The sequence below is a fragment of the Saccharothrix isguenensis genome (assembly GCF_052936305.1).
On record NZ_CP193626.1, the window covers coordinates 5070303 to 5096666 of the forward strand.

The 26364-nt window shown below is 70.6% G+C and carries 21 protein-coding genes and 1 pseudogene; 12 read left to right on the forward strand and 10 right to left on the reverse strand.

Annotation, left to right across the window (positions count from 1 at the left end):
* Positions 1–91: 91 nt before the first annotated feature.
* Entirely contained in the window at positions 92–922 is an 831-nt protein-coding gene (locus tag ACRAKI_RS22740) for a copper chaperone PCu(A)C (RefSeq protein ID WP_447002527.1), read from the reverse strand.
* 312 nt (positions 923–1234) lie between these two features.
* Between ACRAKI_RS22740 and ACRAKI_RS22745 the strand changes: the two genes are divergently transcribed.
* Positions 1235–2674 carry an RICIN domain-containing protein gene (locus ACRAKI_RS22745; RefSeq protein ID WP_447002528.1) on the forward strand — a complete coding sequence of 480 codons (1440 nt, stop codon included), beginning with the start codon at positions 1235–1237 and terminating at the stop codon, positions 2672–2674.
* A gap of 182 nt (positions 2675–2856) precedes the next feature.
* Here the strand turns inward: ACRAKI_RS22745 and ACRAKI_RS22750 are convergent, their stop codons facing one another.
* The 5 genes from ACRAKI_RS22750 to ACRAKI_RS22770 all read right to left on the reverse strand — a co-directional run bounded on the left by ACRAKI_RS22750 (position 2857) and on the right by ACRAKI_RS22770 (position 9241).
* Positions 2857–3831, reverse strand: coding sequence for a glycine betaine ABC transporter substrate-binding protein (locus ACRAKI_RS22750; RefSeq protein WP_447002529.1), 975 nt, complete (start codon positions 3829–3831; stop codon positions 2857–2859).
* The gene (locus ACRAKI_RS22755; protein WP_447002530.1) at positions 3828–4601 is read right to left on the reverse strand and encodes an ABC transporter permease; all 774 of its coding nucleotides are present in this window, start codon (positions 4599–4601) and stop codon (positions 3828–3830) included. Before ACRAKI_RS22755 ends, ACRAKI_RS22750 begins: the two co-directional genes overlap by 4 nt.
* Positions 4598–5710, reverse strand: coding sequence for an ABC transporter ATP-binding protein (locus tag ACRAKI_RS22760; protein ID WP_447002531.1), 1113 nt, complete (start codon positions 5708–5710; stop codon positions 4598–4600). Before ACRAKI_RS22760 ends, ACRAKI_RS22755 begins: the two co-directional genes overlap by 4 nt.
* Positions 5700–6350, reverse strand: coding sequence for an ABC transporter permease (locus ACRAKI_RS22765; protein ID WP_447002532.1), 651 nt, complete (start codon positions 6348–6350; stop codon positions 5700–5702). Before ACRAKI_RS22765 ends, ACRAKI_RS22760 begins: the two co-directional genes overlap by 11 nt.
* A gap of 551 nt (positions 6351–6901) precedes the next feature.
* Positions 6902–9241: a SpoIIE family protein phosphatase gene (locus ACRAKI_RS22770; RefSeq protein WP_447002533.1), complete on the reverse strand. Its 2340-nt coding sequence runs from the start codon at positions 9239–9241 to the stop codon at positions 6902–6904.
* A 299-nt stretch (positions 9242–9540) separates the two neighbouring features.
* Between ACRAKI_RS22770 and ACRAKI_RS22775 the strand changes: the two genes are divergently transcribed.
* The 6 genes and pseudogenes from ACRAKI_RS22775 to ACRAKI_RS22800 all read left to right on the forward strand — a co-directional run.
* Positions 9541–10470 (forward strand): carbohydrate ABC transporter permease, encoded by a 930-nt coding sequence (locus ACRAKI_RS22775; RefSeq protein ID WP_447002534.1) that lies wholly within the window; start codon positions 9541–9543, stop codon positions 10468–10470.
* A 65-nt stretch (positions 10471–10535) separates the two neighbouring features.
* The gene (locus ACRAKI_RS22780) at positions 10536–11345 is read left to right on the forward strand and encodes a carbohydrate ABC transporter permease (protein ID WP_447008485.1); all 810 of its coding nucleotides are present in this window, start codon (positions 10536–10538) and stop codon (positions 11343–11345) included.
* A gap of 29 nt (positions 11346–11374) precedes the next feature.
* Entirely contained in the window at positions 11375–12718 is a 1344-nt protein-coding gene (locus tag ACRAKI_RS22785; protein ID WP_447002535.1) for an ABC transporter substrate-binding protein, read from the forward strand.
* A 591-nt stretch (positions 12719–13309) separates the two neighbouring features.
* Positions 13310–13633, forward strand: a complete 324-nt coding sequence (locus tag ACRAKI_RS22790) for an alpha-L-arabinofuranosidase C-terminal domain-containing protein (RefSeq protein ID WP_447002536.1) — start codon at positions 13310–13312, stop codon at positions 13631–13633.
* Positions 13626–15380 carry a beta-galactosidase gene (locus ACRAKI_RS22795; RefSeq protein WP_447002537.1) on the forward strand — a complete coding sequence of 585 codons (1755 nt, stop codon included), beginning with the start codon at positions 13626–13628 and terminating at the stop codon, positions 15378–15380. Before ACRAKI_RS22790 ends, ACRAKI_RS22795 begins: the two co-directional genes overlap by 8 nt.
* Before the next feature lie 531 nt (positions 15381–15911).
* Positions 15912–16172: pseudogene (locus ACRAKI_RS22800) on the forward strand (glutaredoxin domain-containing protein); the annotation flags it as partial.
* Between the two features lie 382 nt (positions 16173–16554).
* Here the strand turns inward: ACRAKI_RS22800 and ACRAKI_RS22805 are convergent.
* Positions 16555–18171, reverse strand: coding sequence for a peptide chain release factor 3 (locus tag ACRAKI_RS22805; protein WP_447002538.1), 1617 nt, complete (start codon positions 18169–18171; stop codon positions 16555–16557).
* A gap of 103 nt (positions 18172–18274) precedes the next feature.
* Between ACRAKI_RS22805 and ACRAKI_RS22810 the strand changes: the two genes are divergently transcribed.
* From ACRAKI_RS22810 to ACRAKI_RS22820, 3 genes are all read left to right on the forward strand, one after another.
* Positions 18275–18646 (forward strand): MerR family transcriptional regulator, encoded by a 372-nt coding sequence (locus tag ACRAKI_RS22810; RefSeq protein WP_447002539.1) that lies wholly within the window; start codon positions 18275–18277, stop codon positions 18644–18646.
* Positions 18647–18779: 133 nt separating this feature from the next.
* Entirely contained in the window at positions 18780–20456 is a 1677-nt protein-coding gene (locus ACRAKI_RS22815; protein ID WP_447002540.1) for a ribonuclease J, read from the forward strand.
* Between the two features lie 210 nt (positions 20457–20666).
* Positions 20667–22163 (forward strand): SulP family inorganic anion transporter, encoded by a 1497-nt coding sequence (locus tag ACRAKI_RS22820; RefSeq protein ID WP_447002541.1) that lies wholly within the window; start codon positions 20667–20669, stop codon positions 22161–22163.
* 91 nt (positions 22164–22254) lie between these two features.
* Here the strand turns inward: ACRAKI_RS22820 and ACRAKI_RS22825 are convergent, their stop codons facing one another.
* Both ACRAKI_RS22825 and ACRAKI_RS22830 read right to left on the reverse strand, forming a co-directional pair.
* Positions 22255–23337, reverse strand: a complete 1083-nt coding sequence (locus tag ACRAKI_RS22825) for a sensor histidine kinase (protein ID WP_447002542.1) — start codon at positions 23335–23337, stop codon at positions 22255–22257.
* Positions 23338–23387: 50 nt separating this feature from the next.
* On the reverse strand, positions 23388–24047 hold the full coding sequence (locus ACRAKI_RS22830; RefSeq protein WP_447002543.1) for a response regulator transcription factor: 660 nt from the start codon (positions 24045–24047) through the stop codon (positions 23388–23390).
* 129 nt (positions 24048–24176) lie between these two features.
* Here ACRAKI_RS22830 and ACRAKI_RS22835 point away from each other — a divergent pair, with 129 nt between their 5' ends.
* On the forward strand, positions 24177–24710 hold the full coding sequence (locus ACRAKI_RS22835) for a hypothetical protein (protein WP_447002544.1): 534 nt from the start codon (positions 24177–24179) through the stop codon (positions 24708–24710).
* Between the two features lie 11 nt (positions 24711–24721).
* On the opposite strand, the gene ACRAKI_RS22840 is transcribed toward ACRAKI_RS22835, so the two are convergent.
* The gene (locus tag ACRAKI_RS22840; RefSeq protein WP_447002545.1) at positions 24722–25522 is read right to left on the reverse strand and encodes a hypothetical protein; all 801 of its coding nucleotides are present in this window, start codon (positions 25520–25522) and stop codon (positions 24722–24724) included.
* Positions 25523–25618: 96 nt separating this feature from the next.
* On the opposite strand from ACRAKI_RS22840, the gene ACRAKI_RS22845 reads away from it, so the two are divergent.
* The gene (locus ACRAKI_RS22845; protein ID WP_447002546.1) at positions 25619–26356 is read left to right on the forward strand and encodes a peptidoglycan-binding protein; all 738 of its coding nucleotides are present in this window, start codon (positions 25619–25621) and stop codon (positions 26354–26356) included.
* The last annotated feature ends 8 nt before the right edge of the window (positions 26357–26364 follow it).

Below are 26364 nucleotides of genomic sequence, written 5' to 3' on the forward strand. Positions count from 1 at the left end.
AAGCCTCCTGCCGGGCGGTGACCCCGCGACCCTGACGGGGACAGGACCCTGGTGTCACTCGGTCCGGTTACCCAGCCGGCAGCCGTCCTGCTCATCGGTCCGCCGGCGCCGGCCGCGCATCACGCACGGTGAACGGGGTGCCCTGCTGGCAGGTGGTGGCCTGGTCCGGTTGCGGCACGCCTTCCACGACGACCTCGGCCCCGGCCCGGACCACCTGGGGATCGGCTCCCAGCAGGACGTACTGGCCGCGGTCGGTCGCCAGCACCAGGCAGCCCGACTCCACCCCGACCTGCACCGTGCCGCTCAACGTCACCTCCGGCCGCGACGGCGGGGTGCCTGCCGACGTCGGAGTCGACGGGACCGACGTCCCGGGGGTCGACGTCCCGGGGGTCGACGTCCCGGGGGTCGAGGTCGACGGGCCGGCGCAGGCGGGCTGCGGGAACTCGTCGCCGTCACCGGTCGCCTCGACCATCGCGTCGACCGTGGTCTCACCTGCGTCCTCGAACACGAAGGTCAGCGGAACGGTCGTGCCCGCGAGCACTTCGCGGGTGAAGTCCACGATCCGCAGCTCGTAGGCGCTGACCGGCTCGTCCGCCGTGCCCTCGGTGGGCACCTCGACGCGGTCCACCGGCTCGGCCACGCCGTCGCAGTCCCGGTCCGCCCGCAGCTCGACCCGCGTCGCGGCACCGGTCCGCACCTCGACCAGCGCGTCCGGCTGGTCGGCGCCGGTGAGCACCGTCAGCCGGACCCTCGCCTCGTCACCGGGCTCCCACGCGTGGCCCGGCGGCGCCTCGACCACGACGTTGCGCAGCACGACGTCGCCCACCTGCCCGTTGGAGCCCATCGTGCCGCTCTCCAGCTGACGCTGGGGTTCTCCGCAAGCCGCCACCGCCACCGCGGCCATGACGACGAACGTTCGCACGACGAGGGTTCGGAGCCCGTTCATACCCGGCGGCTACCCACGGACCGCGCGCCCGAACACCCACGTCGAGCTGTCAGCCGATCGCAAGGTCCGCGGCGTCGGCCGGCCAAGCCCTCCTGCGCGAGGCTTGACGGCGGCACGTCCGCGCTGCGAGGATCTTCACCAGAATGTTTGCGCAAACACGACTGTGCGCGGTCGTCGGCGTCGAGTACGTCCGCGCAGCCGAGCGGCGCCCGGATGCACCAGCGCACGGATTCGCCCACGCCTGGCGCTGGCTGTTCCCCCTGTAGTGGGCCGGACAAAGGAGTCCAGATGTCCCGCTTGTCTGCGAAGCGGTGGCGTGCGGTGTTGACCGCCGCGGCCGTCGGCCTGGCCACCCTGCTGCTGCCCGGCGGCACGGCACACGCCGCGCCCGTGACCGTCGACGTGGGTGTGCAGTTCACCGACACCACCGGCAACCACGTCCAGGCGCACGGTGGCGGCGTGATCAAGGTCGGCAGCCACTACTACTGGTTCGGCGAGAACCGGCACCCGGACAACCTGTTCCGGGCGGTCTCGGTCTACCGGTCGACCGACCTGAAGAACTGGGAGTTCCGCAACAACGTCCTCACCCAGAACAGCCACTCGGAGCTGCGGACCTCCTGGGTGGAACGCCCGAAGGTCATCTACAACGCGTCCACGGGTCAGTACGTCATGTGGATGCACTGGGAGAACGGCCAGCACTACGGCGAGGCCCGAGCGGCCGTGGCCTACTCGTCCACAGTGGACGGAAACTACACGTACCAGGGCAGCTTCCGACCGCTCAACCACATGTCGCGCGACATCACGCTGTACAAGGACGACGACGGCACCGCGTACATGATCTCGGCCGCGCGGGAGAACTACGACCTGCACATCTACCGCCTCAACGCCGACTACCGCGGTGTCGCGCAACTGGTCGGCAACCCGTGGCCGGGCGGGCACCGCGAGGCCCCCGCGGTGTTCAAGCGCAACGGCGTGTACTTCATGCTCACGTCCGGCGCGACGGGCTGGTCGCCGAACCAGGCGAAGTACGCCACCGCCACCAGCATGTCCGGCCCCTGGAGCGCGATGCGCAACGTGGGCGACTCCACCACGTTCCGCTCGCAACCGGCGTACGTGCTGCCGATCCAGGGCACCCAGACCACGTCGTACCTCTACATGGGCGACCGCTGGGCCGGGGCGTGGAGCGCGCCCGTCAGCGACTCCAGCTACGTCTGGCTCCCGATCACGTTCTCGAACAACACCACGATGAACCTGTCGAACGCCGACCAGCTCACCATCGACACGGCGACCGGCACGATCAGCACCGTGACGCTGCCGTACAACCGGATCTCCGTGCGGCACTCCGGCAAGTGCCTCGACATCGCCAACGTCAGCCAGGCCGACGGCGCGGCGCTGATGCAGTACACCTGCGGCAGCGGCGCCAACCAGCAGTTCCGCCTGCAATCGACCGGCGGGTACTACCAGCTGATCGCCCGGCACTCCAACAAGTGCCTGGACGTGAGCGACAACAGCACGGCGGACGGCGCGGCCGTGCAGCAGTGGAGCTGCACTTCCGGGCAGAACCAGCAGTGGTCCGTGGTCGACGTCGGATCGGGTTACTCCAGGCTGGTGGCGCGGCACTCGGGCAAGTGCCTGGACCTGCCCAGCAGCTCCCAGGACAACCTCCAGTTCAAGCAGTACCCGTGCAACGGCGGGCAGAACCAGCAGTTCCAGATCACCCGCGTCTGAACCGACGGGCGACCGCCTCCGACCCGAGTCCCCGCGATCGGGTCGGAGGCGTTCCCGAGCGAGCTGTTCGTCCCGCTGCAGCTCGCCGTGTTCGGCCGCCCACGGTTGCGCGCGGGCATGCCGGCTGGTGGGGTCACCCCGACACCGTGATCGGCGACGACGGCCGCGTCGAAACCGGACGGTCAGGCCGTGGGCAGTGAGACGAACCCCTCGCTCACCAGCCAGTCGCGGGCGACCGCGGCCGGATCCCTGCCGTCCACGTCCACCTCGGCGTTCAGCGCGCGGATGGTGTCGTTGTCGAGCTTCGCCACGACGGGCGCCAGCACCTCTTCGACCTGCGGGTGGGCGGTGTGGAAGTCCTCCCGCAGCACGATCGCGGCGTTGTACCGGGGGAAGAAGTTCTTGTCGTCCTCCAGCACCACCAGGTTCAGCGCGACGATCCGGCCGTCGGTGGTGAACACCTCGCCGAAGTTGCACAGCCCGATGGAGGTCGCGGTGTAGATCGTGCCGGTGCCGAACGTCTTGACCTCCACCGCGCCGGGGTCGAAGCCGTAGGCCCGCGCGACGCCCGGGAACCCGTCGTTGCGGCTCACGAACTCCGTCTCCAGGCAGAACACGCCCTTGTCCGGTGAGGCGGAGATCAGGGCCGCCATGTCGGACGTGGTCCGCAGATTGTTGGCCTGGGCGAACTCCTCGGTGACGGCGAAGGCGTAGGTGTTGTCGATCGCCGAGTAGTCCAGCCAGACGAGGCCGTTGCGGGCCAGGTCGGCATCGCGGACCGCCTCGTACTGCGCCTGCGCGTCGGGGATCGGGTCGGTGTTGCCCAGGTAGCTGATCCACCCGGTGCCGGTGTAGTCCCAGGACAGGTCGACGTCACCGGTGAGCAACGCCTGGCGGGCGCTGTTCGAGCCCTGGATGTTGGTCATGTCGCGCACCTCGGCACCCGCCGCGACCAGGGCGACCTCGGCGATGTAGCCGAGGACCTGGTTCTCGGTGAAGTCCTTGGAGCCCACCGCGATGTCCACACCTGCCAGCTCCGGCACGGGCTGGATGGAGCCCGGCGCCACCTCGAACGGCAGCGCGAACGACGACTCCAGCCCGCAGGCGGACGTCAGCAGCACCGCCGCCGCGGCCGCCAGTCGCGTGATCCGCTTCATCGCAGCCCCTTCGGTCCCAGGTAGGTCTCGACGACCGCGCCGAGCCAGTCCACGAGCAGCGCGAGACCGACCGCCAGCACGGCGCCGGTGACGAGCACCGGGACACGGGCGAGCTTGTAGCCGGTGTCGATCAGCAACCCGAGGCCGCCGCCGTTGACGAACACCGCGAGGGTGGCGACACCGACCGCGTGGACGAGCGCGGTGCGCAGCCCGGCCAGGATGAGCGGCACGGCCAGCGGCAGCTCGATCCGGCGCAGCACGGTCCCGGCCGACATGCCGATGCCGCGACCGGCGTCGACCAGCGCCGGGTCGACGCCCTGGAGCCCGACCATGGTGTTCCGCAGCACCGGCAGCAGCGTGTAGAAGGCGATCGGCAGCACCGCCGCCCACAGCCCTTCCGTGCCCGACACCAGGAAGAACAGCACCAGGATGCCGATCGCCGGTGACGCCTGGCCGATAGTCGCGATGCCCAGGAACACCGGCGCGGCCCGGCGTGCCCACCGGCGGGTGAGCACGATGCCGAGCGGCACCGCCACGACGAGGACGAGCCCGGTCACCACGAGGCTGATCACCAGGTGGTCCCAGGTCGCGGACGCCAGGGCCGGCGCGTTGATGCTCTGCCGCTCGATCGAGTCGAGGTCGCGGGTGAACGCCCAGAGCAGCACGCCGCCGACCAGCGCCACGACGACGGCCGGCTGGACCAGCAGGCGGAGTCGCTCGGCCCGCTGCGGTGAGGCGGTCGTGGTCGGGATCGCGGTCGCGGCCGTCACGCATCCACCTCCGCGTGGTCGTCGCGCAGCTTCTGCACCGTGCCGATCACGGCGTCCATCTCGACCAGGCCGACGTACTCACCGCGCGAGCCCGTGACGACCGCCGCGCCGCCCTCGGTGAGGATGGCTTCCAGGGCGTCCTGGAGCGTCGACTGGAGCGACACCGGCGCGCCGACCGGCTGCGCTCGGCTCAGGTCGCTCCCGTGCACCCAGCTCACCGGCCGGTTGCGGGCGTCCAGCAGCAGCGCGTACTTGTTCTCGGACGCCGCGATCCTGCGGCCGACCTCGTCCGGCTGGTCGGTCACCGACGCGGTCACCGCGTGGCTCAGCTCGACCTCGCGGACGCGGCGCAGCCGGAGCTGCTTGAGCGACGCGCCGGCGCCGACGAACCCGGCGACGGTGTCGTCGGCGGGGTTGGCCAGGATCGCCTCGGGCGTGTCGTACTGCAGCAGCTGCGACCGGGGGCCGAGCACGGCGATCCGGTCGCCGACCTTGACGGCCTCGTCGAAGTCGTGCGTGACGAACACGATCGTCTTGTGCAGCTCGGACTGCAGCCGCATCAGCTCGTCCTGCAGGTTGCCGCGCGTGATCGGGTCGACCGCGCCGAACGGCTCGTCCATCAGCAGCACGGGCGGGTCCGCGGCGAGCGCGCGGGCGACGCCGACGCGTTGCTGCTGGCCGCCGGAGAGCTGCCGGGGGTAGCGGTCGCGGTACTCGGCCGGGTCGAGCCCGACCAGGTCCAGCATCTCGTCCACCCGGTCGGACACCTTGGTGCGGCTCCAGCCGAGCAGGCCCGGGACCGTGCCGACGTTCTGGCCGACGGTCAGGTGCGGGAACAGCCCCGCCTGCTGGATGGCGTACCCGATGCCCCGGCGCAGTTCGTCGGGGTTCAGCGACAGGGTGTCCGCGCCGTCGATGGTGATCCGGCCCGAGGTCGGCTCGATCAACCGGTTGATCATCCGCATGGTGGTGGTCTTGCCGCACCCGGACGGTCCGACCAGCACCACGGTCTCCCCTGCGGGGATGGTCATGCTGACGGACTCCACCGCGGGCGTCGGAACGCCGGCGTAGCGCTTGGTCACGTCGAAGAGCTGGATCTCACTGGCCACGGATCCCCCTGGAGACGGTGTGCCGGCCGATCAACGCGAAGATCCCGTCCAGGACCAGCGCGAGGATGATGATGCCGAGAGTTCCGGCGACCGCCTGGTTGGTGGCGTTCGCGCTGCCGGCCCTGGTCAGGCCGGCGAAGATCTCCACGCCGAGACCGGGGCCGCGGGCGTAGGCGGCGATCGCGGCGATGCCCATCAGCATCTGCGTGGCGATCCGGGTGCCGGTCAGGATCGCGGGCCAGGCGAGCCTCAGCTCGACCCTGGTCAGCACCCCCAGCCGGCTCATCCCGACGCCGCGGGCCGCGTCGCGCACGGCGGGGTCCACCCCGCCGAGGCCGACGATCGTGTTCCGCACGACCGGCAGCAGCCCGTACAGCACGAGTGCGACGACCGTCGGCCTGACGCCGAGGCCCAGCACCGGGATCAGCAGACCGAGCAGCGCGAACGACGGGATGGTGAGGATCGCACTGGTCAACGCCGTCGCGGCGGTCGACCCGAGCGGGCTGCGGTACACCGCGATGCCGATGCCCACGCCGATGACGGCGGCCAGCAGCGCGCACTGCACCACGGCGCTGACGTGCAGCAGCGCTTCGACGAGCAGTCGGTTCCAGCGGTCGACCAGGAACTCCCAGAAGTTCACGACGTCGCCCCCGGTTCCCGGGCCACCGGGCCGAAGCGCACAGCCCGTTCGAGCGCGTGACGGCGACGAGTCGAGGACCTGCCACCAGTCGGAGTCCACACGGGACGGATACCGCACCCCCTTCTACCGGACCGCGTCGTCCCAACAGGACCCGCGGTTGGTCATTGCGGCTGGTGTTTGCGGCACACTGGCTCGCCGTGACGCCGACCGCACGGCCATCCTGCCGTAACACGCCGACGTCCCACCTGCCGATCACCTGACGATCTCGCACCGCGCGTTCCGCCGCACGACGTCCGAAAGGCGTTCACCCTGGACGGTCAACGCGTTTTGTCGCGCGGGCGAGGTCCCGATGAGGTGGAGTCCACAGCGGTTCGGGTTCACGCGTTCGCGTGGCACACCCGTGGCTGTCGGCTCGAACGACATCCGCAGGCCGCCGACGTCCGCGATGAGCGACGCCGAAGACTTCCCCGACCCGTCGTCCGGGGATGGCCGGCCATGCCCCACCCGACCGCGTGGACGCCTGCCGACGAGCACCCTCGCCACCACGCCGGTCAGTCGGTGATCGTGGCCGCCACGATGCAGGTGTCGTCCAGCGGGGTGGCGGGGACCAGGCGTGAGGTCAGCGCCTCCGGCATCTCCGCCGGGTCCAGCTCCGCGATGAAGCCCACGATCTCCTCCATCAGGCGTTCCAGGTCGTCACCGCGCGCGCCGGCGGAGGGGCGGCGCTCGATGAGGCCGTCGGTGAACATCAGGACCGTGTCGCCGGGGGCGAGGAGCGTCCGCGCCGTCGCGTACACCGCTCCCGGCATGGCGCCCAGGATGGTGCCCGCCGGCCGGTCCAGCTTGTGCACCTGGCTCGACCGCAGCAGCAACGGCGTGGGGTGTCCGGCCTGCGCCCAGGAGAGCCTGCGCGTGGTCGGCTCGAACCTGCTCACGATCGACGACGCCAGCGTGATGCCGTCGCCGTTGGTCAACATGCGGTTCAGCACGTCGAGGACACCGGCCGGGTCGGGGTTGGTGAGCGCGGCCCCGGTGAGCGCGTACCGCAGCTTCGCCATCGCCGCCGCCGTCGCCAGGCCGTGGCCCGCGACGTCGCCGATGGCCAGCAGCGTGCTGCCGTCGTCGATCGGGAACGCGTGGTACCAGTCGCCGCCGACCTCCGCCCACCGCTCGGCCGCCAGGTAGCGCACGGCGACCCGCATCCCCGGCAGTTCCAGCGGCCGGCTGGGCAGCGGCAGCACGGCGGAGCGGAGGTGGTTCGCCACCTGGTGCTCCTTCGCGAACTGCTCGCTGAGGTCGAACATCCGCTTCTCCGCGCGCCGCGTCGCGGTCACGTCCTGGAGCACGACGTCCAGCCGGACCGGCCGCCCCTGCACGTCGAGCACGGGTTCGCCGATGAACCGGCAGCACTTGATCTGGTCCCCCGCCCGCAGGCGCAGTTCCGAGTCGGTGCGCTCGCCCTGCTCCAGCATCCGCCGCCCGGCGTTCTGGAGGATCGGCACGTCTTCGGGGACGAAGGACTCCCGGATCTCGTCCAGCGACATCGGCCCGAGTGCCGGGTCGCGCTCGAAGATGACGTAGAGCTGCTCGGACCAGTTGATCTCGTTGGTGACGAGGTTCCACTCACCCCAGCCGATGTCGCCCAGCCGCTGGACGCTGCGCAGCCGTTCCAGCTGCAACGGGTCCTCGTGCTCGTACCAGGCCAGGATCAGGCCGTCGCCGAACTTGCCGATGGTCAGCGTGTACCGGCCGTGCTGCGGCAGACCGGGGGTGTTCTCCCTGTAGTCGAACATGTCCAGCACCTCGCGGACCCCCGTGCGCAGCACGCGGTGGTACGCCTCCCACAGCTCGGTCCCCGCGATCGTCGGATAGCTGGTGAGGATGGTGCGCCCGACCAGCTGCCGGTACCGGCGGCCGGAGAAGTCGACCGCGTCCGGGCTGGCGGCCTCGAACCGGAAGTCGACCACGTCGCCGTCCGGTCCGTGGACGGCGCCGAGCAACGCCACCGAGCCGGGCAGCACGTCCAGCATGTGCTGCACCCAGAGCGTCCAGTTGCGTCCCTGACCAGCACCTTCGGTGCTCAGCAACGCCAGCAGGGTGGAGCCCGCCGCGCACGTCAGCACCTCCAGCTCCCACTGCTCCTCGGCGGAGAACTCCTGGCTGTCGGCCCACAGCAGCCCGATGACACCGGCTGTGCGCGTCCGGTCGCGGAACGGTAGCCAGGCACGTGACCTCCACACCGTCTCCGGGTCGCCGATCAGGACGTACCGGCGACGGGCGTCCGCCAGGTCGGGCAGCCACTGCGGCAGGCCGCCGCGGGCCGCCGCGCGGACGCCCGTCTTCAGCTGCGGCGGCACCCGTTCCCACTCCAGGCGCACCTTGGCGGGCACGTTCGCGGCGGCCTCCAGCCGGATCCCGCCGTCGGGTTCCACCAGGTAGACCAGCACGCCGTCGCAGCCGACGTGCTCCCGGACGAGTTCGGCCAGCTCCTCGGGGTCGGCCGCCGTGCCGATGGCGGCGAGCGCGACCGGCTGCGGCGTGCGTTCACCCAGTGGGGCGGGTGAGGGTTTCGGTATGTCGAGCGCCGGCCCGTCCAGGGACGGCGCGGCGTCTGCGGGCACGGGGCGAGGGCCGGGCGGCAGCGTCGGCGGTGGCACGCCGAGCACGCCCGCCGCGATGACGACCAGGTCGCTGCCCGTCGCCTGGGCCAGCCGCACCATGTCCTCGAACGCTTCGTCGGGCCGGCACGACAGCCGTTCGGCGAGCACCCCTTTGGCCTGCTCGACCACGGCCTGTCGGCGCGCGGCGGCGCGCAGCCGGTCGATCTCGTCGCGCTGCCGGGCGACGAGATCGGCCAGCGCAGAACCGGTGGGATCCCGCTGGACTGACATCGGGTCCAGCATGGACCGACCACCCGGCCACTGCCAGCCGAAATCCGGCGGACGTCCCAGCACGCCGGTCCGGCCGCGCGAGCCGCACGGCGACGCGCTGCCCCTTTGTGGTCAGCCGTCCCCCGTGGTCCACAGTGGAGCTTGATCCACGGCGCCGCCCTTCACCGACTTGTTACCTACCCGATTCGCCCCCTTCCCCTGGACATGCCGAAGGCGACGGGTTAGCGTCGCGACCGATGTTTGCGTAAACATTTTGCGTAAACATTTCCCGGCTGTCGGGTGGTCAGACAGGAGTGACGATGACGTCCATCTCGGTGCCGGTCGAGGCTCCGCCGGGGCTACCGGCACGCCCCGTCCGCCGCCACCGCACCGACCGGAAGGGCTGGCTGTTCGTCGCCCCGTTCCTGGTGGTGTTCGCCCTGGTCTTCCTCGCGCCGATCGCCTACGCGCTGTGGTTGAGCCTGTTCCGCGAGCAGGTGTTCTTCGGCGGCACGGAGTTCGTGGGACTGGACAACTACGCCACGGTCCTCCAGGACGCGAAGTTCTGGGAGTCGTTCCTGCGGGTCCTGGCGTTCCTGGTGGTCCAGGTGCCGATCATGCTGGTGCTGGCCCTGGTGGCGGCACTGGCCATCGACAGCGCACGACTGCACGCGTCCGGCTTCTTCCGGGTCGTGATCTTCCTGCCGTACGCAGTCCCGGGCGTCGTCGCGGCGCTGATGTGGGGCTTCATCTACGGCGACAACTTCGGGCTCGCGGCCGACCTGAACGACCTCCTCGGCAGGCAGGCCGTCACGCCGCTGTCGAGCGACTGGATCCTGCCCTCGATCGCCAACATCGTGACGTGGGAGTTCGCCGGCTACAACATGCTGATCTTCTACTCCGCGTTGAAGGTCATCCCCGGAGACCTGTACGAGGCGGCGGCCATCGACGGCGCGGGGCCGCTGCGGACGATCCTGAGCGTCAAGCTGCCCGCGATCCGCGGCGCGGTGGTCATCGCGACGATCTTCTCGATCATCGGCAGCTTCCAGCTGTTCAACGAGCCCAACATCCTGCGGACCCTGGCGCCCAACGTGATCAGCACCTTCTACACGCCGAACATGTACGCCTACAACCTCTCCTTCGGCGGCCAGCAGTACGACTACTCGGCCACCGTGGCGATCGTCATGGGCGTCATCACCGCGATCATCGCCTACGTCGTGCAGCTGCGCGGCTCGCGGAAGGGTGCGTGAGCCCCGTGCAGATCCCGCAATCGTCCTTCCTGCGGCCACGCAAGTCCGTCGTGCTGACGATCCTGATGTCGCTGTTCCTGGTCTACACGCTGGTGCCGCTGGCCTGGCTGCTGATCAGCGCGACCAAGACGCAGTCGGCGCTGTTCAGCACACCGGGCCTCGCGTTCGGCGGCACGTTCGCGCTGTTCGACAACATCGCCGAGACGTTCACCCACGACGGCGGGATCTTCCTGCGCTGGCTGGGCAACACCCTGCTCTACGTCGTGGTGGGCGCGGGCGGCGCGACCGCGCTGGCCACCGCCGCCGGGTACGGACTGGCCAAGTACCGGTTCCCCGGCCGGCGGGCCGTGTTCGCCGTGCTGCTGGGCGCCATCGCGATCCCCGGCACCGCGTTGGCCGTGCCGACATTCCTCATGTTCAGCGAGCTGGGCCTGACGAACACCCCGTGGGCGATCATCATCCCCTCGCTGGTCAGCCCGTTCGGCCTGTACCTGGTGTGGGTCTACGCCGTCGAGGCGGTGCCGGACGAGGTCATCGAGGCGGCCCGGATCGACGGCGCGGGTGAGGTGCGGATCTTCCTCACCGTGACGTTGCGGCTGCTCCTGCCGGGTGTCGTGACCGTCGCGCTGTTCGCCGTGGTGTCGACCTGGAACAACTACTTCCTGCCGCTGATCATGCTCAGCGAACCGGACTGGTACCCGCTGACCGTGGGGCTCAACCAGTGGAGCGCGCAGGCCGCGGGAGTCGGCGCGCAACCGATCTACCACCTCGTGATCACCGGATCGGTGCTCACCATCATCCCGCTCGTCGCCGCATTCCTCCTGCTCCAGCGCTTCTGGCAGTCGGGGCTGAGCGCGGGAAGCGTCAAGCAGTAGTCCTACACCGTCTCGAGAGGACAGCCACGATGTCACCCATCAAGCACCGCGCGAGAGCGGCCGTCGCAGTGGCGGGCTTGCTCGTCGCCGCGCTCGCGGCCTGCTCGTCGGGGCCCGACAGCGCCACCCCGAGCGGTGCCACCGGTACCCCCGACGCGGTCGACGCCGCGCTGGAGGCGGGCGGCGAGCTCACCTACTGGAGCTGGACGCCGTCGGCCAAGGCTCAGGTCGAGGCGTTCCAGCGGGAATTCCCCAACGTCAAGGTCGACTACGTCAACGCGGGCACCGGCAACGACCACTACACCAAGCTCCAGAACGCCATCAAGGCCGGCTCCGGCGCACCCGACGTCGCCCAGGTCGAGTACCAGGCACTGCCCCAGTTCGCGCTCACCGGCTCACTGGTCGACCTCGGCCAGTACGGCTTCAACGACTTCGAGAAGGACTACACGCCCTCCACCTGGAACTCGGTGAAGGTCGGCGGCGGTCTGTACGGCCTGCCGCAGGACTCGGGCCCCATGGCGCTGTTCTACAACAAGGAGCTGTTCGACCAGCACGGCATCGCGGTGCCCCGGACGTGGGACGAGTACGTCGCCGCGGCCGAGCAGCTGCACGCGGCGGACCCGACCAAGTACATCGCCTCGGACACCGGTGACGCCGGCTTCACCACCAGCATGATCTGGCAGGCCGGCGGCAAGCCGTTCACCACCGACGGCAAGTCCGTGACGATCGACCTCCAGGACGCGGGCACCAAGAAGTTCACCGCGATGTGGAGCCCGCTGGTGGAGAAGAAGCTGCTCTCCTCCATCGCCGGCTGGTCCGACGAGTGGTACAAGGCGCTGGGTGACGGCACCATCGCCACCCTGGTCTCGGGCGCGTGGATGCCGGGCGTGCTGGAGTCCTCGGTGCCCGACGGCGCCGGCAAGTGGGCCGTGGCGCCGATCCCGACGTACGACGGCGAGCCGGTCACCGCGGAGAACGGCGGCGGCGGGCAGTCGGTGCTGAAGCAGAGCGCCAACCCGGCGCTGGCCGCCGGGTTCGTCCGCTGGCTCAACCACGACAACGGCGTCAAGCCGTTCCTGGAGAGCGGCGGCTTCCCCGCCACCACGGCCGACCTCGGTTCGGCCGCGTTCAAGGACAAGGCGTCGGACTACTTCGGCGGGCAGAAGGTCAACCAGGTGCTGACCGCCGCCGCGGACCAGGTGGCGACCGGCTGGAGCTACCTGCCGTACCAGCTGTACGCCAACAGCATCTTCAGCGACACGGTCGGCCAGTCGTACCTGAACGCGACGCACCTCGACCCCGGCCTGACCGCCTGGCAGGAGTCGCTGGTCGACTACGGCAACCAGCAGGGTTTCACCGTCACCACGGGCTGATCGACCCGGAACGGCCGGCTCCCGGGCGGGGCGCCGGCCGTTCCGCTCGTTCGGAACAGACTCGTCCGGAACAGGACAGGAAGCAGCGAGCGGCATGGCCGTCACCATCGACGCCGACATCGGCGACGTGGACGGCCCCGTACCCGGTCGGCTCGTCGGCTCAATCGTCGAGCACATGGACCGCTGTGTCCGCTACCCCGGCGGCACGGCACTCGGCGACCCGCGCAGGGTCAACGGCGCGGAAGACCCGTTCGACATCCGCCTGTGGCACCTGGGTGACGAGGTGGACGGCCCCTGGCAGATCGGCCACAAGACCGCGACCGAGTACGGCCGGCTCGCCGCCGGGACCGCCCGGCTGCCGCGCATGGTCGACCCCACCCTCGGGCTGGGCCTGGACAAGAAGATCGGCATCGCCGTCGACGAGTGGAACACTGGGTACCAGAGGCACTGGAACGAGGTGGAGCAACCATTGCTGCGGTCGGCCGCACCCCGCGCGGGTGGCCGCGTTATCGAGGACGCCCACACCGTCATCGACGCGGTCGTGGTGGGGTCGCTGCTGAACACCCTCCTGCGCAACGTCGACCGCGTGTCATGGCGAACCTCGCCCAGCTGGTCGACGTCATCGCCCCGATCCGCGGTGGACCGGGCGGCCCGGCCTGGCGGCAGACCACGTTCCACCCGTTCCACCTCGGCGCCCGCTCCGCCCTGGAGGTCGAGGACGCCCGCACCGTCACCGTCCCGCCCGGCATGACGCGCCACGCTGCCAACACCGAACACAGCAGACCGGTCGAACCGGCGCCCCCGCACGGGGTCCACCCGGCGGCCTCCCCGAAAGGAACGACCATCTCCGCGACGCTCCCCGACCTGTCCTGGTCCGCGTTCCAGCTGCGCACCGCCGGAGGTCCCCGTGCCTGAGTTCTCCATCGGCGAGCAAGACTTCCTGCTCGACGGCGAGCCGTTCCGCGTCCTGTCCGGCGCCCTGCACTACTTCCGCGTGCACCCGGACCTCTGGGCGGACCGCATCGACAAGGCCAGGCGGATGGGCCTGAACACCATCGAGACCTACGTCCCCTGGAACGCCCACGCACCCACCCCCGACGTGTTCGACCTGTCCGGCGGGCTGGACCTGGACCGCTTCCTGCGGCTGGTCGGCGAGGCCGGGATGAAGGCCGTCGTGCGGCCCGGCCCGTTCATCTGCGCGGAGTGGGACAACGGCGGTCTGCCCGCCTGGCTGTTCCGCGACCCCGACGTGGGCGTCCGGCGGTACGAACCCCGTTACCTCGCTGCGGTCCGCGAGTACCTGGAACGCGTGTACGCCGTCGTGGAGCCCTTGCAGGTGCAGCACGGCGGGCCGGTGATCCTCGTGCAGGTCGAGAACGAGTACGGCGCGTTCGGCAACGACAAGGCGTACCTCGAAGCCCTGGTGGAGTACACCAAGGCGGCGGGGATCACCGTTCCGCTGACCACCGTCGACCAGCCGACCGACGAGATGCTCACGGCGGGCAGCCTCGAAGGGCTGCACATGACGGCGTCGTTCGGCTCCCGCAGCGCCGAGCGCCTGGCCACGCTGCGCAAGCACCAGCCGACCGGGCCGTTGATGTGCTCGGAGTTCTGGAACGGCTGGTTCGACTACTGGGGTTCGCACCACCACACCACGTCCGCCGACGACGCCGCGGCGGAGCTCGACGCCCTGCTGTCGGCGGGCGCGTCGGTGAACCTCTACATGGTCCACGGCGGCACGAACTTCGGGCTCACCAACGGCGCGAACGACAAGGGCGTCTACCGGCCCACGATCACGTCGTACGACTACGACGCGCCGCTGGACGAGGCGGGCAACCCCACCGCGAAGTACCACGCGTTCCGGGAGGTGATCGCCCGCTACCACGACGTGCCGGACGCGCCGCCACCCGCCGCGCGGCCCGCGCCGGAGTTCACCGTCCCGCTGGACCGCCACGTGCCGCTGCTCGACTCGCCGGAGCGGTGGGGCTCCTGGCAGCGCCACTGCGCGCTGCCGACGTTCGACGCACTCATCCCCACGCCGCACTTCGCCCTGCTGCGCACGCGGGTCGACCACCCCGGCCCGGCCGTGCTGTGCTTCGGCGAGGTGCGCGACCGCGCGTCGGTGTTCCTCGACGGCCAGCCGGTCGGGGTTCTGCTGCGTGAACACCACCAACGCGCGCTCGGGCTCCACCAGGCCGCGGGCGAACTGGTGGTGCTGGTGGAGGACCGGGGCCGGGTCAACTACGGCCCGCGCATCGGCGAGCCCAAGGGCGTCATCGGCGGCGCGACCCTGGACGGCGAACCCCTGCGGGACTGGGACGTGCTGCCGCTCGACCTGGGCGCGCTGTCCGGGCCGTGGCACGCCGACAGCGCGCCGCTCACCGGCCAGGTCGGCGGTCCGGTCGTCGTCCGCGGCGAGTTCGCCCTGGACGAGCCGGCCGACCTCCACCTCGACACCGAGGGCTGGGGCAACGGTGTGGTGTGGGTCAACGGGTTCTGCCTCGGCCGGTACTCGTCGCTCGGACCGCAGCGGACGCTGTACGTGCCGGGTCCGGTCGTCCGAGCCGGCGGCAACGAGGTGGTCGTCTTCGAGACCGGTGTGATGACCTCCCCCGTGGCGCGGTTCGTGCCCGGTCCCCTGCTCGGCCACACCGAGTTGTAGAGCGGTCGGCCGGCTCCACCTCCCGGAGAGGTGGAGCCGGCCGGCACCCACGCCGGTCACGGAACAGCCGCACGTCGGCGTTGAGCACCGCCGCGCCGTCGCGCGCGCAGCGCCAGGAGTTGGACGGCGACCGCCGGCACTGCCCCTTGCGGGCAGTTCGCCGACAACGGATGGCGGTCGTGGGCACGATGATCGAACGTCACACGACGTCGACGGCCGCTGGGACCGCATCGAGGTGTGGTCGCGGACCAACGCGCCCACCACGTACGAGCACGTCGGCGCGCCGGCGCGCGAGGCGACATCCCTCCGGTGTCGACGCGGCGGCCGAGCGGTTCCCGTGCGCCTGAGGACGGCCACCCGGCGCGGTCCGGGGTCGGGGTGGATGCCCCGGACTCCTCGACCGCTTCCCGGCGTGATTGGGTGGTGCGCGATGAAGGAGAAACCTGCGGCCGACACGCGCCGGTGGCGGCGGCTCGGGGTGGTCGCCTCCGTGCCGTTGTACTCGTCGACGACCTGGTTGGGTACCTTCGCATGAGCGGTGACGACACGGTGGTCGAGTTCTACTGGCGACCCGGCTGCCCCTTCTGCCTGGCCCTGCGCGGGCCGCTGCGGCGCAGTGGGCTCCCGCTGCGGGAGGTCAACATCTGGGAGGACCCGGAGGCCGCGGCGCGGGTGCGTTCGGTCGCGGACGGCAACGAGACCGTGCCCACCGTGTTCGTCGGCACGCACGCCATGGTCAACCCCGACATGGACCAGGTGCTGGCGGCCGTCCGCGAACACTCCCCCGAGCTGCCGGCCACCGAGCCGAGGACTCCTCGGTGGCAACCGGTGGCGGCGTCGCTCGGGTTCGCGCTGCTGTGGGTGCTGCTCGTGGTCCGGATGCCCACGACCACCTACCACGTCGCACCGGCGCTGGCCGCCGCCGCCGCTCCGGTCACCCGTCGCTGGCTCACCGGTGCACCGGTGCCGTCCCGCCCGGCCGCGGCTCTCGCCGTGACCGGCCTGGTCATCACGTTGGCGACCGGGGCCGTGCTGACCTGGCAAGGGCTGATCGCCGGACCGGACGTCACCGGAGGCGGGGCGCCGATCGCGGAGACCGTGCTGCTGGCCGTGGCCGGCGCGGTGCTCGGCTGGCGGCTCGCCCTGCGGGGCAAGTGACGCCGCCGGCCGGGGATCACGTGTTGCCGGCGACGAGGGGTTCCAGCGCCCCCACGACCTCGGGGTGCAGGCGGCGCAGGACGCCCAGGGTGGTGGAGTCGGTGAACAGGGCGAGGTCGACGCCGTCGGTGCGGGTCAGGACCTCGCTGCGGTTCCCGTCGACCAACGACCGGTGCGCGGGGTCGGTCAGCCGGCGCACCACCGTGTAGGGCAGGGGTTCCAGGCGGACCGGTGACTTGAACTCGGCGACCAGGCGGTGGGCGGCGACCTCGAACTGCATCGGTCCGACCGCGGCGAACACCGGCGCGGCCTCACCGCGGCGCAGGGAGCGCAGGATCTGCACGACGCCCTCGGACTCCAGCTGCTCGATGCCCTTGCGGAACTGCTTGGAACGGCTCAGGTCGGCCGGGCGGGCGACCGCGAAGTGGGCCGGCGCGAAGCTGGGCAGTCCGGGGAACCGCACCGCGGGCTTGTCCGTGTAGAGCGTGTCGCCCACGCGGAGCGCGGTGGCGTTGACGAGGCCGATCACGTCGCCCGGGTAGGCGGTGTCCAGGGTCGAGCGCTGCTGGCCGAAGACCTGCTGGACGTACTTGGTGGCGAACGGCTTCCCGGTGGTGGCGTTGGTGACCACCATGCCGCGCTCGAACACGCCGGAGCAGACGCGGGCGAAGGCGACCTGGTCGCGGTGCGAGGGGTCCATGCCGGTCTGGACCTTGAACACGAACGCCGAGAACGGCGCGTCCAGCTCGCGCGGCCGGTCCTGGACGTCCGGCCGGGGCGTGGGCTTCGGCGCGAGTTCGACCAGCAGGTCCAGCAGGTGCTTCACGCCGAAGTTCAGCACCGCGGAGCCGAACAGCACCGGCGTGGCGGTGGCGTCGAGGAAGCGCGCGAGGTCGAAGTCGCCGCCCGAGGCGGACAGCAACTCGTCCTCCTCCACCGCGCGGACCCAGTCCGCGCCCTCCTCGGCCTCCGCCTGGGCGGCGCTGAGCCGTTCCTGAGCCGCGGCCGTGGCGCCGCCGGCGGTCCGCGCGTAGCGGATGAACTGCCCGTCGCGGCGGTCCAGCACACCGCGGAAGTGGCCGGCGTCGCCGACCGGCCAGGTCAGCGGCATGGGCTGGAGCCCGATCCGCTCGACCAGCTCGTCGCACAGCGCCAGCGCGTCACGGCCCGGTCGGTCCCACTTGTTGATGAAGGTGATCACCGGGATGCCGCGGTGGCGGCACACGTCGAACAGCTTGAGCGTCTGCGGCTCCAGGCCCTTGGCCGCGTCCAGCAGCATCACCGCCGAGTCCACGGCCGCCAGCACCCGGTAGGTGTCCTCGGAGAAGTCGGAGTGACCGGGCGTGTCGAGCAGGTTGACCACCGCGTCCCCGTAGGAGAACTGCAGCGCCGCGGAGGTGATGGAGATCCCACGGGCCTTCTCCATCTCCATCCAGTCCGACACCACGCCGCGCCGCCCGGCCTTGCCGTGCACCGCTCCGGCCTCGGAGATCACCCTGGCGTGCAGCGCCAACGCCTCGGTCAGCGTCGACTTGCCCGCGTCCGGGTGGCTGATCACCGCGAACGTGCGCCGCCGGCCCGCCTCCCGCAGCACATCGGCGGACGAGGCGGTCACCGGATGTGCGGTGGTCATGCGTGTTCTCCCGAGTTCAACTGGTACCCACTGAAGTCTACCCTCACGTTACTGTAGTCTGGACGGAACGTCCGACGTCGGAAGGGGTCTGGTGGGCGGTCACATGCAGATCGGCGAGGTGGCCGAACGAACCGGTCTGTCGCTGCGCACGATCCGCTACTACGAGGAAGTCGGCCTGGTCGTGCCCAGCGCGCGCAGCCAGGGCGGGTTCCGGCTCTACACCCAGCCCGACGTCGACCGCCTCGGCGTGATCAAGCGCATGAAGCCGCTGGGGTTCCAGCTGGAGGAGATGCGCGAGCTCCTGACCATCCTCGACGCCCTCACCACGACCGAGGACGCCGATCGGACCGCGCACCTGGACCGGCTGGCCGGGTTCCACACCGCCGCCGAGCAGCGCTGCGAGGAACTGCGGGCCCAGTTGCGCATCGCGGAGGAGTTCGCCGACACCCTGCGCGCCCACCTGCCAGTGGCGTGAACACTCCACGCGCCCACTTCCCGGCGGCCCTGGACACTCCAGGCGCGCGCCTCCCGGCGACCTGAACACCCCACCCGACAGGGTGCACGATTTCACCCGCCACCCCACCCTCACGTAGCGTGAGGGTGTGACCATGGCTCGAACCTCCGCCCCTCCGCCGCCCCTCGCCGCCGACGCGCTGCGCGTCACCGCCCTGGGAGGGCTCGGTGAAATCGGCCGCAACATGACCGTGTTCGAGCACGACGGCAAACTCCTCGTCGTCGACTGCGGAGTCCTGTTCCCCGAAGAACACCAACCCGGCGTCGACGTCATCCTCCCCGACTGGACCAGCCTGCGCGAACGCCTCCCCGACATCGTCGCCGTCGTCCTCACCCACGGCCACGAGGACCACATCGGCGGCGTCCCCTACCTCCTGCGCGAACGCCCCGACATCCCCGTCATCGGCTCCCGCCTCACCCTCAGCCTGCTCACCGCCAAACTCGTCGAACACCGCATCACCCCCCTCACCGTCGAAGTCGCCGAAGGCCAGGAACTCACCCGCGGCCCCTTCGACCTCGAATTCCTCGCCGTCAACCACTCCATCCCCGACGGCCTCGCCATCGCCATCCGCACCGCCGCCGGCCTCGTCCTGCACACCGGCGACTTCAAAATGGACCAATTCCCCCTCGACGGCCGCATCACCGACCTACGCGGCTTCGCCCGCCTCGGCGAAGAAGGCGTCGACCTCTTCCTCGTCGACTCCACCAACGCCGACGTCCCCGGCTTCACCACCGCCGAACGCGACCTCGCCCCCGCCATCGACGAAGTCTTCCGCACCACCCCCCGCCGCGTCATCGTCTCCAGCTTCGCAAGCCACGTCCACCGCATCCAACAAGTCCTCGACGCCGCCCACACCCACGGCCGCAAAGTCGCCTTCGTCGGCCGCTCCATGGTCCGCAACATGGCCGTCGCCACCGAACTCGGCTACCTCAAAGTCCCACCCGGCCTCGTCGTCGACATCAAACGCATGGACCGACTCCCCCCACGCCAGGTCACCCTCGTCTGCACCGGCTCCCAGGGCGAACCCATGGCCGCCCTGTCCCGCATGGCCGGCGGCGACCACACCATCCAGGTCGAGGAAGGCGACACCGTCCTGCTCGCCTCCTCCCTCATCCCCGGCAACGAGAACGCCATCTACCGCGTCATCAACGGCCTCACCGACCGCGGCGCCAACGTCGTCCACAAAGGCAACGCCAAAGTCCACGTCTCCGGCCACGCCAGCGCCGGCGAACTCGTCTACTGCTACAACATCGTCCAACCCGCCAACGTCCTGCCCGTCCACGGCGAAGCCCGACACCTCCGCGCCAACGCCGAACTCGCCGTCCGCACCGGCGTCGACCGCACCCGCGTCCCCATCGCCGCCAACGGCGACGTCCTCGACCTCCACGACGGCCGCATCACCCTCACCGGCCACATCGACATCCACAACATCTACGTCGACGGACAAACCGTCGGCGGCGTCACCGAAGCCTCCCTCGCCCAACGCCGCACCCTCGGCGAAGAAGGCGTCATCACCATCGTCGCCCTCATCGACACCGACACCGGCCAACTCACCGAACAACCCGACTACATCGCCCACGGCTTCGAACACCACCCCACCACCTTCACCCCCGCCACCACCGCCATCGAAAAATCCCTCGCCACCGCAGCCGAACGCGGCATCAAGGACATCGAACAACTCGAACGCCTCATCACCCGCGAAGTCCAGATGTGGGCACAACGCACCTACCGCCGCCGCCCCGTCGTCATCCCCGTCGTCATCGAGGCATGAGGGTCAGCAGGCAGGCACGCGCGGAGAGCTTGGTCACGGTCGGCCCACCCGCCCTGGGATCTACTGTCACGTCAGGGTAGAGTTCGTCGTGGTCGCGCCGGAGAAGCCGCTGCCCGCATGACTTCCCCGTGCGCGCCACAACGCGTCGGGCACCCTTGCTCACCACGCGAGTCGCACCTGCCTGCTCGCGCACAAGTCCCGAGGTGTTGATTGTCCTCGTTCGAGGCGCCCGCACGTCCTTCCCTGCTGTCGAGGATCCGCGTCAACTGGTTCGCCAACCCGCGCGCCGACCTGCTGTCCGGCCTGGTCGTCGCCCTGGCGCTGATCCCCGAGGCGCTGTCGTTCTCGATCATCGCGGGCGTCGACCCGAAGGTCGGCCTCTACGCCTCGTTCACCATCGCGATCATCATCGCGTTCTCCGGTGGGCGCCCCGGCATGATCTCCGCCGCCACGGGCGCGATGGCCCTGGTCATGGTGCCGCTGGTACGTGACCACGGGGTGGAGTACCTGTTCGCCGCCACCATCCTCACCGGCGCGTTCCAGATCGTGTTCGGGATGATCGGCGTGCACAAGCTGATGCGCTTCGTGCCCCGCACGGTCATGGTCGGCTTCGTCAACGCGCTGGGCATCCTGCTGTTCACCGCGCAGATCCCGCACATCACCGCCGGCGGCCTGCCGGTGATCGGCCTGGTCGTGCTCGGGCTGGCGATCATCTACCTCCTCCCCCGGCTCATCAAGGTCATCCCCGCGCCGCTGGTGGCGATCGTGGTCATCACCTCGTTGACGGTGTTCCTGAACATCGCCGTGCCCACCGTCGGCGACATGGGCGACCTGCCCGACGCCCTGCCGTTCTTCGGCCTGCCGATGGTCCCGTTCACGCTGGAAACGCTGACGATCATCGCGCCCTACGCGCTGACGCTGGCCGTGGTCGGCCTGGTCGAGTCCCTGTTGACCGCGCAGCTGCTCGACGACCTCACCGACACCGGTTCGAAGAAGGGCGTGGAGGTCCGCGGCCAGGGCATCGCCAACATCGCCACCGGCTTCCTCGGCGGCATGGCGGGCTGCGCGATGATCGGCCAGTCCATCATCAACATCAAGTCCGGCGGTCGCACCCGGCTGTCCACGCTGGCCGCCGGCCTGTTCCTGCTGGTCCTGGTCTTCACCCTCGGTCCGGTCGTCTCGCTGATCCCGATGGCCGCCCTCGTCGCGGTGATGGTCTTCGTGTCGGTGAGCACGTTCGACTGGTCCAGCATCAAGCCGAAGTCGCTGCGCCACGCCCCCCGCAGCGAGACCGCGGTCATGGTGGTCACCGTCGGCACGGTCGTGGCGACCCACAACCTGGCCCTCGGCGTCGTCGCCGGCGCGCTGCTCGCCGCCATCTTCTTCGCCCGCCGCGTCGCGCACCTGGTCGACGTCTCCAGCGTGCTGGACCCCGACGGCACGATCCGCGTGTACGCCGTCACGGGTGAGCTGTTCTTCGCCTCCACCAACGAACTGATGCACTCGTTCGACTACACCGACACCGTCACCAAGGTCGTGATCGACCTGTCCGACGCGCACGTCTGGGACAGCTCGGCGGTCGCCACGCTCGACGCCGTCACCGCGAAGTTCGCCTCACGCGGCATCGAGGCCGAGATCATCGGCCTCAACCCGGACAGCGAACAACTCCACAGCAAGCTCACCGGACACCTCGCGGGCTCCCACTAGATCCGCGACCGGCTCGGGTGCCGCGGGTGGCGCCCGGCGAACTCCGCCTCGGCCGGGGTGGTCGTCGTCGCGGTCGTGGCGTGGAAGGCGCTCAGGGCAGCGACACACCGACCACCAGGCCACCGTCCCGGCGAGGTGACGCCTGGACGGAACCGCCGTGGGCGCGGGCGATGGACTGGACGATCGACAGGCCGAGACCCACGCCCTGGTTCGCCGCCACGCGCTCGCGGCGCAACTGCACGAACGGCTCGAACAGCATCGGGATCTTGTCCTTCGGCACGTGCGGGCCGGTGTTGGCCACCTCCAGCGCGGGCGACCCGCCCACCCGGACCCAGATCGCCCCGTGGTTGTTGTACTTGACCGCGTTGTCGACGAGGTTGCGCACCAACTGCTCCAGCAGGACGGGATCACTGCGCACCACCCTCGGCTCCAAGGTCGTGTGCACGCTCACCGCCGCGTCGACGAACGCCTGGCGGCACGCCCCGACCACCCGCGCCACCACCTGGTCCAGCCGGATGTCCTCCGGGTGTTCGAGGCCTTGGTCGCTGCTCGCCAGCACCAGCAGGCCCTCGATCAGGGCTTCGCTGCGGGCGTTCATCACCAGCAGCCGTTCGCCCAGCTCGCGCAACGACGCGCCGTCACCCGGCTTGCCCATCGCCACTTCCACCAGGGTCCGCTGCGTGGCCAGCGGGGTGCGCAGCTCGTGGGAGGCGTTCGCCACGAACCGGCGCTGGCTGTCGAAGGACTTCTCCAGCCGGGACAGCATCTGGTCGAAGGTGTCGGCCAGCTCGGTCAGCTCGTCCTTCGGCCCCGTGAGGCGGATGCGCTGATGCAGGTTGTCCGCGCCGAGCCGGCGTGCGGCGGCGACCACCTGGTGCACCGGCCTCAGCATGCCCGCGGCGGCCAGGCGGCCGAGCAGCAGCGCGACCACCGCCGAACCCACCAACGCGATGCCCGACTGCACGAGCAGCGTCCGCAGCACGTCGGCCCGGTACTGGGCGATGTTCATCTCGCTCACCTGGGCCTGCGAACCGACCGGGTCGTCGGGGATCAGCTGCGGTTCGCTGACCGCCAGCGGTGTCGTCGTCGTGGGCGCGCTGTTGGGCACCGGCAACGCCGAGCGCACCAGCAGGTAGTTCACGCCGAGCAGCAAGGCGCCGCTGACCAGCAGCATGGCGCCGATCAGCAGCGACAGCCTGGTGCGGAACGTCAGCCGCCAGCGGCTCAGTCGGCCAACTGGTACCCCACTCCCGGCACCGTCCGGATCACCGCCGGCTGCCCGAGCTTCTTGCGCAGCGTCATCATCGTCACCCGGACCGCGTTGGTGAACGGGTCGACGTGTTCGTCCCATGCCTGCTCCAGGAGCTCCTCGGCGCTGACGACGGCGCCGTCCGCGCGCATCAGCACTTCCAGGACCGCGAACTCCTTGCGGGACAGGTGGATGAACCTGTCCTCGCGGAGAACTTGGTGCCGCGGCACGTTCATCTCGATGCCGGCCCACCGCAGCACCGGCGGCAGGGCGGGCCGGGCGCGCCGGCCCAGCGCCTGCACCCTGGCCACCAGCTCCGCGAGCGCGAAGGGTTTGGTCAGGTAGTCGTCCGCGCCGATGCCCAGGCCGTGGACGCGCTCCATCACGTTGCGCGCCGCGGTCAGCATGATCACCCTCGTGTCGTTGTGCCCGGCGATGATCGTGCGGCACACCTCGTCGCCGTGGACGCTGGGCAGGTCGCGGTCGAGCACCACCACGTCGTAGCTGGTCAGCGCCACCCGCTCGGTGGCGGCGGCGCCGTCGAAGCACACGTCGACCGCCATCGCCTGCTGTCTCAGGCCCTCGGCGATCGCCTCGGCGAGCATCACCTCGTCCTCTACCACCAGAACTCGCATGCGGCTCATTGTGCTCAAGGAGCCATAAGCAGGCCATAAGGACGACCCTTACGGCCCACAGATAGCCCGATCGGTAGAACTTGGCGGACATCGTTCATTCGCACCGGGAGACGACCCATGAATGCTCGAATGGCCATGTTCCCACTCGTCGCCGCGTTCGCATTGCTGGTCGGGGGTTGCGCCGCGGACGGCGCGCGGCCGGAGGTCGCCTCGATCTCCACGCCGGTCTCCACGAGCCCCGGCCAGGCCCCACCGGGCGACCAGGGGCAGGACGAGTTCACCAAGTGCATGCTGGACAACGGTGTCGACCTCAACGCCGGCGGCACGCCAGACGACGAAGGCGGCGACGGCACCTCGCAGGGCACGTCGTCGCCCGCCGACCAGCAGACGCAGCAGGAGGCGCTGGAGAAGTGCCGCCAATTCCTGCCCGATGGTGGAGCGCCGAAACCGTTGGGCGAGGAAGCGCTGCAACAGGCGCGCGAGTTCGCCAAATGCATGCGCGACAAGGGTGTCGAGTACCCCGACCCGGACCCGAATGCGCTCGGCGGTGAAGGGGTCACCCCGATTCCTCAGGGAATCGACGTGAACGACCCGGCGACGCGCGAGATGATGGCCGACTGCTCGCGGCAGACCGGCGGACCGGTGCCAGGGGGTTCCCGGTGACCGACTCGGTGTCACACGATCGAGGACTTTCCGCGCGGTTGGAGCCACCTGACGGCCTCGACGCCGCCACCGAACGACTCCGCCCTGATCACCGCGGTGCGGTACCCGGCAACGGTGATCGGCAGGCCGAGTCGGCGCACGGCGAGCCGACGCAGGGTGAGCCGGGTGGACCGGAGCCGACGACCGGATCGAGGTCCGGCGTCGACGCGGTGCCTGGTCGGCACTCCCCCGCCGGCCAGGCACCCGCAGACCGAATGCCCGCACGCCACACGACTGCGGACCGGACACCGGCGGACCGAACGCCCGTTGAACAGGCACCCGCACACCACCCACCCGGTGGCCGGCCACCTGTCGAGCCGGAACCGGCGAGCCAGGCGACCTCCGGCCGGGAGCCCATCGAGCGGACAAAAGTTGGCCAGGCGCTTGCCGGCCAGGATGCCGCCGGGCAGGAACTGGCCGTCCAGGGACCAGCCGGGCTGGAACCAGCCGGGTTGGCGCTCGCCGGGCAGGAGGCCGACGAGGAGGCGGGTGGCGAGCGGGCCGTCGCTGAGAGAGGTGCCGAAGGGCGGGGTGCCGAGTCCGGTGCGGGCGCGCCGGGAGGTCCGGGCGTCGCGCGGCGGAGACGGCGGCGGCGGTGGTTGGTCGTGCTTGTCGTGCTTGGTGTCGTTGCCACTGGCGGTGTTGTCGTGGTTACCCGGCTTGCCGCGGAGTCCGCGGCACCGCCACCGGCGGCCGGTCGCCCGCCCGCCACGGCCGAGGTCACCCGGACCGACCTGGTCGACCGCATCCGGGTCGACGGCGAGTCCGGCCACGGCCCGGCAACCGCCCTCGCCGGACGCAAGTCCGGCACGATCACCTGGCTGCCGGCGCCGGGCACGCGGGTCGACCGGGGCCAAACCCTCTACGCCGTGAACGCGACCCCCGTCCCGCTGCTCATCGGCGCGACTCCCCACTACCGCGAGATCAAGCAGGGCGTGCCCGCCGGCCCGGACGTCAAGGAGCTCCAGGAGAACCTGGCCGCCCTCGGCCACACCGACTTCGGCACACCGGACGGCAAGTTCGGCCCGGCCACCACCCGCGCGCTCAAGAAGTGGCAGAAGGCGATCGGGCTCGAAGCCGACGGTGTCCTCGCCGTGGGGGACGTGGTGGTGCTCCCCGCCGCCGTACGGGTGGACAGCCTCACCGCCCAACCCGGCGGTCCCGGTGACGGCGAGCTGATGAAGGTCACCGGCACCGGGCGGCTGATCCTGGTCGAGCTCGCCGAGTCCCGCCGCGCGTACGCGCCGGTCGGGGCGAAGGCCGACGTCGTGCTCCCCGACAAGCGCACGGTGCCCGGCGCGGTGCAGGCGGTCGAGGGGAAGCCGGACGGCGACGGGCTGCGGCTGACCATCGGCCTGGACGACCCGGAAGCCGCACCGGAATCGGGCCGGGTGCGCGTGGTCCTCTACGGAGAACAGCGGCAGCAGGTGTTGGCGGTGCCGGTGCAGGCCTTGGTGGCCCTCGTCGAAGGCGGCTACGCGGTGGAGGTCGTGGAGGGTGACGGGCGCAGGCTGGTCCCCGTCACGCTCGGCATGTTCGCCGACGGCAAGGTCGAGGTCTCCGGTCCCGGGTTGACCGACGGCCAAGAGGTGGTGACGACCTCATGACAGACGAC

Excerpts from the sequence above, each read along its gene's own strand:
- ACRAKI_RS22745 (WP_447002528.1), top strand. The coding sequence starts at position 1,235 with ATGTCCCGCTTGTCTGCGAAGCGGTGGCGTGCGGTGTTGACCGCCGCG.
- ACRAKI_RS22750 (WP_447002529.1), bottom strand. The coding sequence starts at position 3,831 with ATGAAGCGGATCACGCGACTGGCGGCCGCGGCGGCGGTGCTGCTGACG.
- ACRAKI_RS22770 (WP_447002533.1), bottom strand. The coding sequence starts at position 9,241 with ATGTCAGTCCAGCGGGATCCCACCGGTTCTGCGCTGGCCGATCTCGTC.
- ACRAKI_RS22775 (WP_447002534.1), top strand. The coding sequence starts at position 9,541 with ATGACGTCCATCTCGGTGCCGGTCGAGGCTCCGCCGGGGCTACCGGCA.
- ACRAKI_RS22780 (WP_447008485.1), top strand. The coding sequence starts at position 10,536 with ATGTCGCTGTTCCTGGTCTACACGCTGGTGCCGCTGGCCTGGCTGCTG.
- ACRAKI_RS22785 (WP_447002535.1), top strand. The coding sequence starts at position 11,375 with ATGTCACCCATCAAGCACCGCGCGAGAGCGGCCGTCGCAGTGGCGGGC.
- ACRAKI_RS22790 (WP_447002536.1), top strand. The coding sequence starts at position 13,310 with ATGGCGAACCTCGCCCAGCTGGTCGACGTCATCGCCCCGATCCGCGGT.
- ACRAKI_RS22805 (WP_447002538.1), bottom strand. The coding sequence starts at position 18,171 with ATGACCACCGCACATCCGGTGACCGCCTCGTCCGCCGATGTGCTGCGG.
- ACRAKI_RS22810 (WP_447002539.1), top strand. The coding sequence starts at position 18,275 with ATGCAGATCGGCGAGGTGGCCGAACGAACCGGTCTGTCGCTGCGCACG.
- ACRAKI_RS22815 (WP_447002540.1), top strand. The coding sequence starts at position 18,780 with ATGGCTCGAACCTCCGCCCCTCCGCCGCCCCTCGCCGCCGACGCGCTG.
- ACRAKI_RS22825 (WP_447002542.1), bottom strand. The coding sequence starts at position 23,337 with ATGCTGCTGGTCAGCGGCGCCTTGCTGCTCGGCGTGAACTACCTGCTG.
- ACRAKI_RS22830 (WP_447002543.1), bottom strand. The coding sequence starts at position 24,047 with ATGCGAGTTCTGGTGGTAGAGGACGAGGTGATGCTCGCCGAGGCGATC.
- ACRAKI_RS22835 (WP_447002544.1), top strand. The coding sequence starts at position 24,177 with ATGGCCATGTTCCCACTCGTCGCCGCGTTCGCATTGCTGGTCGGGGGT.